At 72.3% G+C, this 16174-nt stretch carries 12 protein-coding genes and 1 pseudogene; 5 read left to right on the top strand and 8 right to left on the bottom strand.

Annotated features, from left to right (window positions below; translation table 11 throughout):
* Positions 1–2 precede the first annotated feature (2 nt).
* Positions 3–542 carry a DUF2231 domain-containing protein gene (locus ASC54_RS05330; RefSeq protein ID WP_156376731.1) on the top strand — a complete coding sequence of 180 codons (540 nt, stop codon included), beginning with the start codon at positions 3–5 and terminating at the stop codon, positions 540–542.
* A 45-nt stretch (positions 543–587) separates the two neighbouring features.
* Positions 588–845, top strand: a pseudogene (locus ASC54_RS05325) (CoA-binding protein); the annotation flags it as partial.
* A gap of 54 nt (positions 846–899) precedes the next feature.
* Here the strand turns inward: ASC54_RS05325 and ASC54_RS05320 are convergent.
* A complete protein-coding gene (locus ASC54_RS05320; protein ID WP_055856709.1) occupies positions 900–2654 on the bottom strand; it encodes a hypothetical protein in 1755 nt (584 codons plus the stop codon).
* 65 nt (positions 2655–2719) lie between these two features.
* Positions 2720–4612 carry a thioredoxin domain-containing protein gene (locus tag ASC54_RS05315; protein ID WP_055897129.1) on the bottom strand — a complete coding sequence of 631 codons (1893 nt, stop codon included), beginning with the start codon at positions 4610–4612 and terminating at the stop codon, positions 2720–2722.
* A gap of 12 nt (positions 4613–4624) precedes the next feature.
* Between ASC54_RS05315 and ASC54_RS05310 the strand changes: the two genes are divergently transcribed.
* Positions 4625–5509 carry an MBL fold metallo-hydrolase gene (locus ASC54_RS05310; protein ID WP_082514862.1) on the top strand — a complete coding sequence of 295 codons (885 nt, stop codon included), beginning with the start codon at positions 4625–4627 and terminating at the stop codon, positions 5507–5509.
* 30 nt (positions 5510–5539) lie between these two features.
* Here the strand turns inward: ASC54_RS05310 and ASC54_RS05305 are convergent, their stop codons facing one another.
* From ASC54_RS05305 to ASC54_RS05280, 6 genes are read right to left on the bottom strand one after another with little or no spacing between them, the layout of a single operon-like run.
* On the bottom strand, positions 5540–6382 hold the full coding sequence (locus ASC54_RS05305; protein WP_055897126.1) for an aldo/keto reductase: 843 nt from the start codon (positions 6380–6382) through the stop codon (positions 5540–5542).
* Between the two features lie 14 nt (positions 6383–6396).
* Positions 6397–7524 (bottom strand): bifunctional 2-methylcitrate synthase/citrate synthase, encoded by a 1128-nt coding sequence (locus tag ASC54_RS05300; protein WP_055897123.1) that lies wholly within the window; start codon positions 7522–7524, stop codon positions 6397–6399.
* Between the two features lie 23 nt (positions 7525–7547).
* A complete protein-coding gene (prpB, locus tag ASC54_RS05295) occupies positions 7548–8444 on the bottom strand; it encodes a methylisocitrate lyase (RefSeq protein WP_055897121.1) in 897 nt (298 codons plus the stop codon).
* Positions 8444–9955, bottom strand: a complete 1512-nt coding sequence (locus ASC54_RS05290) for an MmgE/PrpD family protein (protein ID WP_055856723.1) — start codon at positions 9953–9955, stop codon at positions 8444–8446. The genes prpB and ASC54_RS05290 overlap by 1 nt, the downstream gene beginning before the upstream one ends.
* Entirely contained in the window at positions 9952–10674 is a 723-nt protein-coding gene (locus tag ASC54_RS05285) for a GntR family transcriptional regulator (RefSeq protein ID WP_369813318.1), read from the bottom strand. The genes ASC54_RS05290 and ASC54_RS05285 overlap by 4 nt, the downstream gene beginning before the upstream one ends.
* Before the next feature lie 32 nt (positions 10675–10706).
* Complete coding sequence (locus tag ASC54_RS05280) at positions 10707–11114, bottom strand: helix-turn-helix transcriptional regulator (RefSeq protein WP_055856725.1); 408 nt, start codon at positions 11112–11114, stop codon at positions 10707–10709.
* Positions 11115–11424: 310 nt separating this feature from the next.
* Between ASC54_RS05280 and hrpA the strand changes: the two genes are divergently transcribed.
* Positions 11425–15396, top strand: a complete 3972-nt coding sequence (gene hrpA, locus ASC54_RS05275) for an ATP-dependent RNA helicase HrpA (RefSeq protein WP_082514860.1) — start codon at positions 11425–11427, stop codon at positions 15394–15396.
* A 183-nt stretch (positions 15397–15579) separates the two neighbouring features.
* Positions 15580–16173, top strand: a complete 594-nt coding sequence (locus ASC54_RS05270; protein WP_082514859.1) for a DUF2332 family protein — start codon at positions 15580–15582, stop codon at positions 16171–16173.
* Position 16174 lies beyond the last annotated feature (1 nt).

Genomic DNA, 16174 nt, shown 5'->3' with positions numbered 1-16174 from the left:
CCATGACCGCTCTCGCCGCCCTCGCCGCCGCCCCGCTCGCTCGCCCCACAGAGGGCGGAGGCGTCTTCGATCTGATCGGCGGCCTGCCGGTGCACCCCCTCGTGGTGCACCTCGCCGTCATCGCGCTCCCCGTCGCCGCCCTCGGCCTCATCGTGGCCATGGCGTTCCCGCGGGTCCACGCGGCCGTGCGCTGGAGCGTCGTCGGCGCTCTCGCGGTCGGCGCGGTGTCGGCGTGGGTCGCCTCCGAGTCGGGTGAGGCGCTGTCCGAGCGCGTCGGCGAGCCCGAGGTCCATGCGGAGCTCGGCGAGAAGCTTCCCGTGATCGCGGGCATCGCCCTGCTGCTCGGCATCGTGTGGGCGGTCATCAGCCACCTGATGGCCCGGGCCGCGCGGCGCGGCGCGACCCCCGTGCGCGCACTCGCGATCGCGCGCATCGTCGTCTCCGTGATCGCGGCCGGCTGGATGATCTACACCGTCTGGTACACGATCCTCGTCGGGCACTCGGGCGCGGAGTCGGTGTGGATGTCGCGACTGGGCGGCTGAGCGCACGACGCGCACGGGCGCCGCTCCGCGCGACCCCGTGAGCGGGTGCCCGACATCGGGGACGTGTTCCGCAGGGCGAGCGACATCCCCTCCGTCGTCGACGACGTCGTCGCCGCGGGCGCCTCGACCATCTGGGTGCCGCTGGGCGTCGGGAACGAGGAGGCCGCGATCGACGCCGAGAAGCGCGGGCTCACGGTCGTCATGGACCGCTGCATCACGGTCGAGCACGCGCGCTTCCACGGCGGCCTGCACCTCATGGGCTTCGACACGGGAGTCATCAGCGCGAAGAAGCAGGTGCGCTGAGCCCGGCGGTCGAGCCCTCGCCGCCGACCGCACCCTGACCTCGCGGTCGACGCCTCATCCGGCGCACGCGTCGGGCGTTCCCTCCACCGCTGTCATCGTGAAGGTGAGGTTCGCCGGGAACTCGAACTCCTGTCGGCCGAGCGGCGTCTCGTAGGCGGTCGTGCCCGTGCCGTCGGTCGTGAGGCGGCCCGTGAGCCCGTCGGGCTCGAGGGCGATCGTGTACGTGCCGCGCGCATCCAGCTCGATCAGGCCCTGCCCGTAGGTGCCGTCGTCGACGTACCGGAAGGTGCCGCTGCGATCATCGTTCGGCGAGAACGTCGTCACAGTGCCGGTGCCGACCAGATCGAACGAGCGACCGCTCGAGAGGTCGCAGATCACGCCCGAGGCGTACACGTCGCCGTTCGTGCCCTCGACGAAGTACGCGCGGCCGCCGGTCGAGATCGTGATCTCCTTCGTCGCAACGCCGCGACGTGACGCCGCCCGGAAGAGGATCGTGCCCTGCGTGCCCGCCTCGCCCGCCACGAACGTGACCGAGCTCGTCGATCGGAACGAATCGGGTGACACCGAGTCACTGCCGGTGAGCGCGGCCGTGACGGAGGAGCTGAACTCCTCAGCCGAGAGCTTCGAGCGCACGACGACCGGGATCTCGGTGCCGGACCGGGGCGGCGCCGTCTTCGGACCCGTCGCCTCGATGCCGACGCAGCCGTTGTTCCACATCCCCGTCACGGAGCCCAGTGCCGAACCCCACGACAGCGCACCGAGGCGTGCGGCCGCGCGACTGGCGATTCGACGAACGTCGGCACTCGTCGCACCGCTCGAGGAGCGGACGAGCTGCGCCGGCTGCTGGCTGACCAGGACGACGTTGAGGATGTTCGCCTCCGGCAGCGTCTGCCGCGTCTCGACGTAGATCGGCTGCTTGCCCGCGGGCGCCTCCCGGGTCGCCTGGGTGGCGTCGATGGCCATGGACTCGGGATAGCCGTCCTCACCGAGCCGCCCCGTGACGCGCACGGTGAGCTCCTCCCGCACCGTGTCGCCCCCGGGGCCGGTCACCTCGCGATCGAGCTTCACGGTGAAGTCGAACTCACCGTCATCGCTCGGGCAGACCTTCCCCTCCTGCGTGAGTCGGTTGCGCGTCGTGACGCCGTTGGCGGACGTCGACTCCTGCTGGATCGCGACCGACAGCTCATTCGCGCCGACGCGACGCACCTCCGTCTCACCGCTGCTGCGTGCGGCGGCGGTCTGCGCGTCGCCGATGCGCCCGCTCGACTGGCCGATCTGCAGGTCTCTCGCCCACCACGCGCCCTGCATGGCGGGCACCAGCAGGCCCGAGCTGAGCATGCCGACCACGAGCGACTCGCCCGCTCCGCCGGACTCGGTGGGTGAGCGAAGCAGCGGCCCCACGAAGGCGAGCTGCGCGGTAGCGGCGGGCCGGGCGTCCGCCGCCGTCAGGCTCGGATCGAAGAGCGCGACTCCCGGAGGGCTCCCGGTCGCTGCCCCGGCCTCGGGCTGCGCGTCGGGGTCGGGCTCGTCGAGTGCGGCGCGCAGCTCCTCACCGGCGAGACGCTCGGCCTCGAGCAGCCCGGCGACATCGACCGTCTCGCCGGTGAGGGCGATGTAGTCGCCGAGCGGCTCCGCCGTGGCGAAGTAGATGCCGCCCGGGTCGTCGGGCAGCGGTGGTGCCGCGTCGGGCACCGCGACGGGCGCCACGTCGAGCTCGATGATCTCGACCGCCTCGATCGGCCCCGTCGGGCCGCAGCCGACGAGGGCGCCGACCATCGCGATCGCGAGAGCCGACGCGAGCATGCGCACGAGCGCGATGCTAGACCCATCGACTCAGGGTGACAATACCTCGAGGGCGGACGCCCCTCCCCCTGTCAGCCGTCGGCGTCGAGCTCGGCGACGCTCGCGACCGGCAGCCGGCACACGAAGTCGGTGCACGCGAACGCGGTGCTCGCCGACCCCTGCGGCTGCCGGTCGTCGAGCAGCGCGAATCCCGCGCCCGCCCAGGCCGACGCCGCGGACGCCGTGAGGGCGATGGCGAGCGTCCCCTCCCGCTGCGGCCCGCGGGCGCGCGCCTCGAGCTCTCCGGGCGCGGCGCCATCGGGTCGCACGACGACGAGCTGCCGGGCGGGCGCCGCGAGCGCCGACGCGACGGCGAGGGTCGCCCCGAACGCCATCGGCCGCTGCCGCGCGAGGGGGGCGAGCGCGGCGACGAGCGCGTCGGCGGAGAACCGGTAGCGCGGCTCAGCGGTGAGCTGGTGCAGCAGGAAGGCCGCGCGCGCGATCGCCGCCTCGCCGCTCGGGGCCGAGCCCTCGTTCGGATCCTCCCCCGCCGCGAGGCCCTGCGCCGCGAGCACGGGGTCGCCGCCGCCGGGCACCGCGGCGGTGATCGGCCGCCCGGACGCGACGGCCTCGCGGTCGCCGGCGACGAGGCACGCGTCGACGAGCTCGCGCGCCACGGTCGCGTAGCGATGCTCGCCCGTCGTGATCGCGAGCTCGAGCAGGCCGACGGCGAGGTCGCCGTAGTCCTCGAGCGCCGCGCGGGCGGTCGACGGGCGCCCGTCGCGGCTCGCGCGCAGCAGTCGCGGCGCCCCGTCGTCATCACTGCCGTCGTCGACGCGGGTCAGGTGCGCGGCGACCAGCTCGTCGGCGAGCCCGGCCGCGAACGCCGCCCACTCGGGCTCGTCGAGCAGCCGCGAGGCGACGGCGAGCGCGCCGATCGCGAGGCCGTTCCAGCCGGTGAGCACCTTCGCGTCGAGAGCGGGCGGCGGATGCTCCGCGCGGGCCGCGGCCGGCAGCGCGTAGTACCCGCCCTCGCTCCGCTCTCCGTCGATGAGGCTCTCGCTGTCCTGCCCCGAGGCGAGGCCGCCGGAGACGCGCAAGATCTCGCGGAGGAACCCCACGACCCCGGCCGCGGTCTCCCGCGCCCCGGCGCGCGCGGCGACCTCGAGCAGCAGGGCGTTGTCGTTGAGCATGCGCTCGTAGTGGGGCTCGCTCCAGTCGCGCCGGGTGGCGTAGCGGAAGAAGCCGCCCTCGACGGGGTCGCGCAGGTCGCTCGCGGCGATGCGCTGCAGCGTGCGCGCGGCGAGGGCATCGGCATCCGCATCACCGGCGGAGCCGCGCGCCTGCAGGAACAGCAGCGCGGGCGCGACCGGGAACTTGGGCGCGCCTCCGAAGCCGCCGTGCAGCTGGTCCTCGAAGCCCGCGAGCTCGGCGACGATCTCGGCGAAAGCGTCGGCGTTCGGCAGCGCGCCGGGGTCGCGGCGGCTCGCGGCGGTGATCGCGTCGCGCAGCCCGTCGGCGCTCTGCAGCACCTCCTCGCGGCGGCTCGTCCACGCCTCGAGAACCGCGTCGACCACCTGCCGGAAGGACGGCACCCCCGAGATGGGCTGCGGAGGCAGGTACGTCGCGGCGTAGAACACGCGCCCCTGCGGGGTCGCGAACACGGTGAGGGGCCAGCCGAGCTGGTCGCTGAACGCGCTCGCCGCGGTCATGTACGCGGCGTCGACGTCGGGATGCTCCTCCCGATCGACCTTGATGCTGACGACCCTCTCGGCGAGCCACGCGCCCACCTCGGGGTCGGAGAACGTCTCGCGCGCCATGACGTGGCACCAGTGGCACGTCGCGTAGCCGATCGAGATCATCACGGGCACGTCGCGGCGCGCGGCCTCGGCGAAGGCCTCCTCGCCCCACGGCCACCAGTCGACGGGGTTGTCGGCGTGCGACTGGAGGTACGGGCTGACGGCGTTCTCGAGTCTGACTGCCATACATTCGAGCCTATGAGCCTCCCCTCCGACTCCCCCGCGTCTCCCAGCCTCCACCCGGCCTCGCCGGTCGCCGTCACCGTCGTCGGCGGGCCCACCGCCCTGCTCGAGTGGGCGGGTCTGCGCCTGCTGCTCGACCCGACGTTCGACCCGCCGACCGTCTACGGCCCCGGACCCAACGACCTCACGAAGACCGACCCGCCCGCCGTCGCCGCCGCCGACCTCGGCCGCATCGACGTCGCGCTCGTCTCGCACCATCACCACGAGGACAACCTCGACGTGGCCGGCCGCGCCGTCTCGCTCGGGCTGCCGCTCGTCATCACGACCTCCGAGGGCGCGAGCGAGCTCGCCGCCCGCTGCGAGGCCGGTGAGGGCACGGCGACCGTCATCGGACTCGACGAGGACGAGTCGCTCGCCCTCGACAGCGCGGCGCTCGTCGGCGACGCGGTCGCCGAGCACGCCCCGGCCGGCGCGCGCGTGATCGCCGTCGCGGCGCAGCACGGGCCGCTCGAGGTCGCCGATGAGCTCGGCCCCGTCATCGGCTTCGTGCTCACCGCTCCGGGCGAGCCGACGATCTACGTGTCGGGCGACAACTCGTCGGTCGACGTCGTGCGCGCGATCGCCGCTCGCCACGGTGCGGTGGATGCCGCGATCCTGTTCGCGGGCGCGGCGCGCGTCCCCGCGATCGATGCGGCCCTCACCCTCACCGCGGCGGACGCGCGCGCCGCCGCCCTCGCGCTCGCCGCCCGTCGAGTCGTGGGGCTGCACGTGGACCAGTGGACGCACTTCAGCGAGGGTCGCGACGCCCTCGAGCGGGAGTTCGCCGGGCTCGAGTCTCCCGCGGGCGGCGCGCTCCTCGCGGCGACGCCGCTCGGCGAGCGCACCGAGCTCGTGCTCTAGCTCAGCGCGAGCCGGGCATCCGCCCCGCCCCTAGAAGTCGGTGTTGAGGGGGTGGGCGCCGACGCGCTGGTCGCGGTCGGCGGAGGCGATCGTCGCCATCTCGTCGGCCGAGAGCTCGAAGTCGAAAACATCGGCGTTCTCGATCATGCGCTCGCGCTTCGTGGTCTTCGGGAAGACGATGATGCCCTCCTGCAGGTGCCAGCGGATCGCGACCTGCTGCACGCTCTTGCCGTGACGCGCGGCGATCTCGGCGAGACCCGGCAGCTCGGCGAGCTCGTACTTGCCCTGGCCGAGCGGGCCCCAGGCCTCGGTGAGGGTCCCGCGGGGCTCCTGGAAGGCGCGCAGCTCGCGCTGCTGGAAGGCGGGGTGCAGCTCGACCTGGTTGACGACGGGCACGACGTCGGAGACCTGCGCGAGGTCGTCGAGGTGCGTCTGCATGAAGTTCGAGACGCCGATCGACCGCGCCTTGCCGCTCTCGCGCAGCTCGACGAGCGTCTGCCACGACTCGACGTGCTTGCCGTACTTCGGCGCCGGCCAGTGGATCAGGTAGAGGTCGACGTAGTCGAGCCCGAGCTTCTCGAGCGAGGTGTCGAGCGCGGCGCGGGCCGAGTCGGTGCCCTGGTCGCTGTTCCAGAGCTTGGTGGTGATGAAGAGCTCCTCGCGCGGGATGCCGGACTTGGCGACCGCGCGACCGACGCCCTCCTCGTTCTTGTAGATCATCGCCGTGTCGATGTGACGGTAGCCGACCTCGAGCGCGTCGGAGACGATGCGCTCGGCCTCGGCGGGGTCGACGAGGAAGACTCCGAGCCCGAGCTGCGGGATCGTGCGGCCGTCGTTGAGCGTCAGGTGGGGGGTGGGAATCGCAGAAGTCATTGCCCCATGCTGACTCACGAAACCGTGAGGTGCCGCTCGTCGGGGCCGTTGTACGCGCTCAGCGGACGGATGAGCGCGTTCGAGGCGAGCTGCTCGCGCACGTGGGCCGTCCAGCCGGTGACGCGCGCGGCGATGAACAGCGGCGTGAACATCGTCGTGTCGAAGCCCATCAGGTTGTAGGCGGGGCCCGACGGGTAGTCGAGGTTCGGCTTGATGTTCTTCGCCTCGACCATCGCGGTCTCGAGGGCGTCGTACAGGTCGAGCACCTCGGGCCGGTCGTAGTGCGCGACGAGGGTCTCGAGCGCGGCCCTCATCGTCGGCACGCGGGAGTCGCCGTTCTTGTACACGCGGTGGCCGAAGCCCATGATCTTGCGCTTCTCGGCGAGCGCCGTCGCGAGCCACTCGCGCGCGCCGTCGGCCGAGCCGACCTCGTCGAAGGTGTGCTGCACGGCCTCGTTGGCGCCGCCGTGCAGCGGACCCTTGAGCGCGCCGATCGCGCCGACGACCGCCGAGTAGACGTCGCTGAGCGTCGAGGTGATGACGCGCGCGGTGAAGGTCGAGGCGTTGAACGAGTGCTCGGCGTACAGGATCATCGACACGTCGAACGCGTCGACGACGACCTTCTCGGGCACCTCGCCGAAGGTCATATGCAGGAAGTTCGCCGAGTAGCCGAGGTCGTCGCGGGGCTCGACGAGGTGCTCGTCGCGCAGGCGGCGCTGCGCGTAGGCGACGATCGCGGGCAGCTGGGCGAAGAGGCGGATGCTCCGCTCGAGGGTGAGGTCGAGATCGATCCACGTCCGGTCGGTCGTGAGCGTCTCGTCGAGGGCGCCGATGACGCTCACGGCCGTGCGCACGACGTCCATGGGGTGGGCCGAGAGCGGCAGGGCGTCGATCGCGTCCTTCACCGTGGGGTTCAGGCGTCGGTGCGCCCGCTCGAGGGTCTCGAACTCGGCGAGCTGGGCATCCGTCGGCAGCTCGCCGTGCCAGAGCAGGTACGCGACCTCCTCGAAGGTGCAGTTCGCAGCGAGCTCCTGCACGGGGTAGCCGCGGTACAGCAGCGAGTTGGTGTCGGGGTTCACCTTGCTCACGGCGGTGCGGTCGACGACGACGCCGGCGAGGCCCTTGCGGATGTCTTCGGTCATGGTGGCTCCTTGGGGGTGCGGGGTCAGTGGCCGGTGTACGTGAAGATGCTGTCGTCGAAGGCGTTGTAGGCCTCGTAGTCGAGCAGCTCGTAGAGCCTGCCCCGAGTCTGCATGCCCGCGACCTCGCCGTCGAGAGTGCCGGTCGTGAGCAGGGTGTCGAGCCCGCGCTCGATGGCTCCGAATGCGATGCGCAGGAGCGACACGGGGTGGATCACCATGTTGACGCCGACGTCGGCGAGCTGGGCGTGCGTGAACAGCTGGCTCTTCCCGAACTCGGTCATGTTGGCGAGGATCGGCACGCTCACCGCCTTGCGCATCTGCTCGAACTCTTCGAGCGTGCTCATCGCCTCGGGGAAGATCGCGTCGGCGCCCGCGTCCTGCAGGGCCTTCGCGCGGTCGATCGCGGCGTCCATGCCCTCCACCCCGCGGATGTCGGTTCGCGCCATGATCACGAGGTCGCGATCGCGGCGGGCGTCGACGGCCGCACGGATGCGCTTGATCGCCGTGTCGGCATCCACGACCGCCTTGCCGTCGAGGTGACCGCAGCGCTTCGGGTTGACCTGGTCCTCGAGGTGCAGGCCCGCGACGCCCGCGTCCTCGAGCTCGTGCACCGTGCGAGCGACGTTCATCGGCTCGCCGAAGCCGGTGTCGGCGTCGACGAGCGTCGGCAGGTCGCTCATGCGGCTGATCTGGTGCGCGCGCTGCGCGACCTCGGTGAGCGTCGTGAGGCCGATGTCGGGCAGGCCGAGCTCGGCGGCCATGACGGCTCCCGAGATGTAAGCGCCGTCGAAGCCCTTCTCCTGAATGAGGCGGATGCTCAGCGGCGTGAACGCGCCGGGGAAGACCTGCAGGCGGTCGCTCCGCAGCCCCGCCCGGAAGGCCTGGCGGCGCTGACTGGGTGTCGTCGTCGTGGAGAGCATCAGAAGAGTCCCTTCGGGGCGGCGGGCACCGGGCTGATCGGCGTGACGGTGAGGCCGCCGAGCTCGTCGGCGCTCAGGCCGGGCAGGCGAGCGGCGAGGGCGAGGAAGCGGTCGACCTCCTCGTCGGCCAGCACGCCGTCGGCGAGGATGCGCAGCTTGTGCTCGTACTCGGCGCGGCCGAAGGGCCGAGCGCCGAGCGGGTGGGCGTCAGCGACGGCGATCTCGTCGATCACCTTCTCGCCGTTGGTCAGCTCGATCTCGATGCGACCGCCGAACGCCTTCTCGCTCAGGTCGAGCGAGTGGTAGCGGCGGGTCCACTCGGCGTCTTCGGTCGTCGTGATCTTCTGCCACAGCGCGACGGTGTCGGCGCGGGCGGCACGCTCGGGGGCGTACGAGTCGACGTGGTGCCAGCGGCCGTCCTGCAGCGCGACGGCGACGATGTACGGGATCGAGTGGTCGAGCGTCTCGCGGCTCGCGGTGGGGTCGTACTTCTGCGGGTCGTTGGCGCCCGAGCCGATGACGTAGTGCGTGTGGTGGCTCGTGTGCAGCACGATCCTCGCGATGTTCGCGGGGTCGCGCAGCTCGGGGCGCTCGGTGCCGAGGCGTCGCGCGAGGTCGATCCACGCCTGCGCCTGGTACTCGGCCGAGTGCTCCTTCGTATAGCTGTCGAGGATGCCCGTGAGCGGCTCGCCGCTGTCCGGCAGCGGGACCTCGTACCGGGCATCCGGGCCGCTCAGCAGCCACGCGATGAAGCCGTCCTCGCCCTCGTAGATGGGGCTCGGGCTCGTCTGGCCGCGCATGGCCCGGTCGACGGCCTCGACGGCCATCTTGCCGGCGAAGGCGGGGGCGTGCGCCTTCCAGGTCGAGATCTCGCCCTTGCGCGACTGGCGCGTGGCGGTCGTCGTGTGGAGGGCCTGGCCGATGGCCTGGAAGATCGTGCTCTGGTCGAGTTGGAGAAGCGTTCCGATGCCGGCGGCGGCGCTCGGGCCGAGGTGGGCGACATGGTCGATCTTGTGCTCGTGCAGGCAGATCGCGCGGACGAGGTCGATCTGGATCTCGTAGCCGGTGAGCAGGCCCTTGAGGAGCTGTGCGCCGTTCTGGCCGGTGTGCTGCGCGACGGCCAGGATCGGCGGGATGTTGTCGCCCGGGTGCGAGTAGTCCGCGGCGAGGAAGGTGTCGTGGTAGTCGAGCTCGCGCACGGCGACACCGTTGGCCCAGGCGGCCCACTCGGGGCTGACGCGCTGCTGCTGGGTCAGCCCGAAGACGGTCGCGCCGGGGCTGTACGGGTGCGCCTCGGCCTGGCCGCGCGCGCTGACGACGGGGGCGCGGCCGATGCTCGCGGTAGCGACGGCAGCGTTGTCGATGATGCGGTTGATGACCATGTCGACGGCGCGGTCGTCGAGCGGGCGGTCCTGCTCGGCGGCGAGCGCCGCGAGCTTGCCGGCGAGCTGGTTCTCTGCGCTCAGGGGCTCGCTGCTCTTGTAGGTGCGGACGGTGTGGACGGTCGTCATGGTGTCTCCTGGTTCTGGCCGGCGCCGGGCGGCAGGTGGCGGTGGATGCTCGTGAGAGCCTCGTGCAGGTGCAGCCGGGTGGCGGCGGCGGCGCGCTCGCCGTCCGCGTCGGCGATCGCGCGGGCGATGGCGCCGTGCTCGGCGGCGCTGGCCGCGAGGCGGGCGTCATCGTCGCGGGCGAGGCGCCGCACGCGCGCGAGGTGGACGCGCGTGCTCGCGATCGCGGCCGCGAGGTAGGGGCTGCGGCTGAGCGCGTCGTCGAGAGCGGCGTCGAACTCGGCGACGAGGGCGTAGTAGCCGTGGCGCTGGGGATCGTCGTCGGCGAGGGTCGATGGGGTGACGGCGCGGAACCGGTCGGCGAGGTTGGCGAAGGCAGCCGCGGTGTGCGGGTCGGCGGACGCGCGGGCGGCGGCGAGGCGGGCGGCCTGCTCGTCGAGCGCGCGGCGGAGGTCGAAGAGCGCGGCGACGTCGGCCGCGTCGATGTCGGAGACGACGAGGGAGCGCGGCCCGCGCTCGGTCGCGAGCCCGGCGGCGATGAGCCGGGCGAATGCCTCGCGCACGGGCGTGCGGCTCACGCCGAGGCGCGTCGCCTGCTCGACCTCGGCGAGCGGGGCGCCGGGCGCGAGCTCACCCTCGACGATCTGCGTGCGCAGCGTCTCGAACGCGCGGTCGGCGGAGGTGAGGGCGCTCGCCCGCTTCACCGCCGCATCCATCGCCATGCCCTCAATGTATACATTGAGGGCATCGGGCGCTAGCGATTCTGCAGATAGAGGCCCCGTCGTATACACCAGCAGCGCGCGACGTCTTCCTCGGTGTCGAACGTCGGCGGCGGCTCCCAGCCGATGTCGCGGTCGCCGCCGTCCAGGTCGAGGTCGTCGTACTCGGTCGCCGCTCGTAACTGGATCAGGTGGGCGACGAGACCGTCGAGGGCCCCGATGACGCGAGGGCTGAGCCGGTAGATGCGGTTGTTCATGTCGATGCGGATCTCGACGAGGCCCGCTCGGCGGAGGCGGCCGAGGTGCTTGGAGACCGCCTCGCGTCCGACGCCCCGCATCGACTGCACCGCGTCGGCGAGCTGCCCGGCGCTGTGCTCGCCGCTCGCGAGGATCTCGATGAGGCGCCACCGCAGCGGGTGCGCCAGCAGGAAGAGAGTTTCCATTTCGCGAGTGTGCCCGCCGCGGCACATGCCGCGGGGCGCCTGCGTCGGATCAGTCGAGTGCGCCGGGCCCCTCCCGGTTGTGGACGACTACGGCCAAGCGCGGCACGTGCCGCGACAGGCACACTGGCGAAACAGAAACCGCAGTCGGTCGGCGTGGCCGCGGGCCGGCTCGGCCGGCGGTCCGGCGGGCCGGCGAGCGGGGCGGGCTGGGCGGGCGGGGCGGGAGGGGCGGGCTGAGCGGGCTGAGCGGGCTGAGCGGGCTGAGCGGGCGGGCGAGGCCGCAGGTGCGGGAATCTAGACTGGAGGGCTCATGACCGCGCAGCCCGAGACCACGCCGGCCGACTCGTCGGCGCCGTCGGCGACCGCGGACCGCGCCGCCACCTCTCCGGCGAGCGCCGCCCCCCTGCGCATCACCTACCCCGAGGACCTGCCGGTCAGTCAGCGACGCGACGACATCGCCGCAGCGATCGCCGCGAACCAGGTCGTCATCGTCGCAGGCGAGACCGGGTCGGGCAAGACGACGCAGCTGCCGAAGATCCTGCTCGAGCTCGGCCGGGAGCGCATCGCCCACACGCAGCCGCGCCGCATCGCCGCCCGCACGATCGCCGAGCGCGTCGCCGAAGAGCTCGGCACCGAGCTCGGCGGGCTCGTCGGCTACAAGGTGCGCTTCACCGACCAGGTCGGCAAGACCACGCGCGTCACCCTCATGACCGACGGCATCCTGCTCGCCGCCCTCCGCGGAGACCGCGAGCTCAGGAACTACGACGCGATCATCATCGACGAGGCCCACGAGCGCAGCCTCACCATCGACTTCCTGCTCGGCTACCTCAAGCAGCTCCTCCCCCGCCGCCCCGAGCTCAAAGTCATCATCACCTCCGCGACGATCGACCCCGAGAGCTTCGCCGCCCACTTCGCCGCCGCCGACGGCACGCCCGCCCCCATCATCGAGGTCAGCGGGCGCACGTTCCCGGTCGAGGTGCGGTATCGGCCGCTCGTCCCGGACGGCGTCGACACCGACAGTCTGACCGACCCCGACCCCGACGATGACGAGGCCGACGGCCCGTCGACCCCCGGCGAGGCCATCGACATGATCGACGGCGTCATCGCCGCGGTCGACGAGCTCGCGCGCGAAGGCAGCGGCGACGGCGACGTGCTCGTGTTCTTCAGCGGCGAGAACGAGATCCGTGACGCGACGGATGCCCTGCGCGGCCACCTGGCCCGCCAAGCTCCGCGCGGCGCAGGCACCGAGGTCCTGCCGCTCTACGGTCGGCTCAGCGCGGCCGAGCAGCACCGGGTGTTCGAGCGGGCGCCCGCGGGCATCCGTCGCCGCATCGTTCTGGCGACCAACGTCGCCGAGACGAGCCTCACCGTGCCGGGCATCCGCTACGTCGTCGACACCGGAACGGCCCGCATCAGCCGCTACTCGGCCCGCGCGAAGGTGCAGCGGCTGCCCATCGAGCCAATCTCGCAGGCGAGCGCCAACCAGCGCTCGGGCCGTTCGGGGCGCACGAGCGACGGCATCGCGATCCGGCTGTACTCCGAGCTCGACTACACGAAGCGTCCCGAGTACACCGACCCCGAGATCCTCCGCACGAACCTCGCCGCGGTCATCCTGCAGATGATCTCGCTCGGGCTCGGCGACATCGAGCGCTTCCCCTTCCTGCAGCCGCCCGACAAGCGCGGCATCAAGGACGGCCTCGACCTGCTGCTCGAGCTCGGCGCGATCGTGCCGGCGAATGGCGAGAACCGCATCACCCAGCTCGGCCGCGACCTCGCCCAGCTGCCGCTCGACCCCCGCTACGGCCGCATGGTGCTCGAGGCCAGGAAGCACGGCGTCGTGCGCGAGGTCATGGCGATCGTCGCCGGGCTGTCGATCCAGGATCCGCGCGAGCGACCGGCCGAGAAGCGCGAGCGCGCCGACCAGCTGCACGCGCGATTCCGCGACCCGAACAGCGACTTCATCAGCCTGCTCAACCTCTGGAACCACCTCCAGCAGCGCCAGTCCGAGCTCAGCGGCAACCAGTTCCGCAAGGAGGTGCGCGCCGAGTTCCTCAACTACCTCCGAATCAGAGAGTGGCAGGACGTCTACCGCCAGCTCACCCGCCAGGGCCAGCAGCTGCGGCTGCTCACCAAGGAGGAGGCTCGCCGCCCGGCCGAGAGCGGCGCCGACGGCGACGCCATCCACCGCTCGCTGCTCGCGGGCCTTCTCAGCCATCTCGGAATCCGCGACGCCGAGAAGCGCGACTACCTCGGCGCCCGCCAGCGCCGCTTCGTCCTCTTCCCCGGCTCGGGGCTCGCGAAGAAGCAGCCCGCCGCGATCATGGCCGCCGAGCTCGTCGAGACGAGTCGCCTCTTCGCGCGCACGATCGCGGCGATCGACCCCGCGTGGGCCGAGCCGATCGCCGGCGATCTCGCCAAGCGCCAGTACAGCGCGCCGCGGTGGGAGAAGCGGCAGGGCGCCGCGGTCGCCGACGAGAAGGTGACGCTCTACGGCGTGCCGATCATCCCGCGGCGCCGCGCGCAGCTCGCCCGCATCGACCCGGCGCAGGCGCGCGAGCTGTTCATCCGGCACGCCCTCGTCGAGGGCGACTGGGATGTCTCGCGCATCGACAAGCGCCTCACCGCCTTCCTGCGCGACAACCAGCGCACCCGCCGGGAGCTCGAGCAGCTCGAGGAGCGCACGCGCCGCCGCGACATCCTGCTCGACGACGAGCGCATCGTCGACTTCTTCGACGCGCGAATCCCCGCGGACGTCACCGACGTGCGCCGCTTCGAGAAGTGGTGGCGGGATGCCCGGCGCGAGCATCCCGACCTGCTGACCCTTACGCGCGACGATCTCGTCGAGGCCGACGAGATCGCGGTCGACGACGACGCGTACCCGACTCGGCTCACGCTCGGCGACCAGACCCTGAGTGTCGGATACCGCTTCGACCCCGGCACCGCCGACGACGGAGTCACCGTCACCGTGCCGCTGCCGCTGCTGCCGCGCCTCGACACCGCGGGATTCGACTGGCTCGTGCCCGGGCTGCGCCTCGAGCTCGTGACGGCGCTGCTCAAGACGCTGCCGAAGGCGATCCGCCGCAGCGTCGTGCCCGCCGCCGACTGGGCCGCGAAGCTGCTCGCCGCGGTTCCCGAGGGCGCCGATCTGCGCGAGCTGTCGATCACGGAGTTCCTCGCGCGTGAGATCCGGCGGCAGACGTTCACGCCCGTCGAGCCCGACGACTTCGACCTCGAGCGCCTGCCCGCCCACCTGCGCATGGGCTATGCGGTCGTCGACGAGCGCGGGTCGCGCCTCGCGCGCGGCACCGACCTCACCGCTCTGCAGGCCAAGCTCAAGGAGCGCACGCGCGACTCGGTCGCCCGCGTCGCAACCGCCGCGACACGCAGTCCGATCGAGCGCGGCGGCATCACGGCGTGGGACGACTCGATCGGCGCCGGCTCGGGCGCGCCCGCCGGCACCCTCCCGCGCGCGCTCGACTCGCGGCGCGGCGAGACGACCATCCGCGCCTACCCCGCCCTCGTCGACGAGGGCTCGAGCGTCGCCCTGAAGCTCTTCGCGACCGCCGCCGACCAGGAGCGCGCCCACCGCGGCGGCGTCCGCAGACTCGTGCAGCTCGGCGTGCCCTCTCCGCTGTCGTACGTGCAGGAGCACCTCACGACGCCCGAGAAGCTCACCCTCGCCGCCTCACCGTACCGGTCGACCGCGGCGCTCATCGACGACGCGCTGCGCGCCGTCGTCGAGGCCGAGATGGATGCGGCGGGCGGCATCCCCTGGGATCGCGCGTCCTTCGAGGCCCTCCGCGATCGCGTCAATGCCGGACTCCCCGACCGCCTGTTCCGGATCGTGGCGACGTGCGTCTCCGTGCTCGCCGCGGCACGCGAGGCCGACGTCGCGATCGGGCGCGCCTCGTCGATGTCGCTCATGGCGCCGCTCGCCGACGCGCGCGAGCACCTGAACCACCTCGTGTTCGACGGCTTCCTCTCACGCACGGGCCTCGATCGCCTGCCGCGCCTCGCCGTCTACGTGCGCGGCATCACCCACCGCGTGGAGCGCCTCGCCGACGACGTCGGCCGCGACCGCCAGCGCATGACCGAGCAGCAGGAGGCGACGACGCTCTTCACCCGCGCGGGCGGCTCGCTGCCGCTGCCGCCCGACGCGCGACCCGACCTCGTGACCGCCCGGTGGATGCTCGAGGAGCTCCGCATCTCGCTCTTCGCGCAGCCGCTCGGCGCGCACGGGCCGATCTCGGTGCAGCGCATCCGCAAGGCGCTCGGCGGGTAGCGCTGCTGCGGTCTGCGCCGTGAATCGAATCGCCGAGGGGTATCGCCGCTGGGCGGAGATCGAAGCCCGCGGTTCCAGTGACATCTACGAGGCGTGGGCTGTGGCTGTCTCAGAGTCGGACTCTCGGCTTCCGCTGATTCGCGCTCGGCCTGACGGGAACCGGCAGCCGAACCCGGGTGGCGCCTGATTCCGGATCGCTACGGCTATCGATTCACCCACGGACGGACGACACGCACGCTCGGACCTGCCGATGACGGTTCGCTGGTGATCGAGTGTGCCGTCGAAGGCACAGAGGCCCCTGCGCGGATGCCGGACATTGTCTGGCGTGCGGGCCTTGATCTGAATCCGGTCGATCTCTCAGACGCTGACGAGCGCTCCTGGATGGAGACGCTGATCTGGCCGGAGCACGCCGCGAGACGGGATCGATTCCGTCGCGCGGTCGACGTGCTTCGCGAAGACCCGCCAGCCATCTTTCACGGCGACCTCGTGACCGAGCTTCCCGCCCTCGTCGCGAGAGCCCCGTCTGACTCGACAGTGGTGATCATGCACAGCGCAGTGTTCGCGTACCTCGATGAGTCGGCGCGGGCGGCCGCGGAATCCGTCATCTCACGACGTGACGCGCGACGCGTGAGCCTCGAAGGGGTCCTGGCGCTCCCCGATGTCGCCGCCCGGCTCCCGAGCAAGCCTGTGGCCAAGGATGGCGACTTCGTACTCGCCCTGGACGGGGTACCGCTCGGTTACGCGGCCCCGCACGGCGGACGATTCGCCGCCCTCTGAT

It is taken from the genome of Yonghaparkia sp. Root332 (genome assembly GCF_001425665.1).
Taxonomy (GTDB): Bacteria; Actinomycetota; Actinomycetes; order Actinomycetales; family Microbacteriaceae; genus Microcella.
Note: the sequence above shows the minus strand (reverse complement) of the source record. Positions and strands in the feature narration are given on the sequence as shown.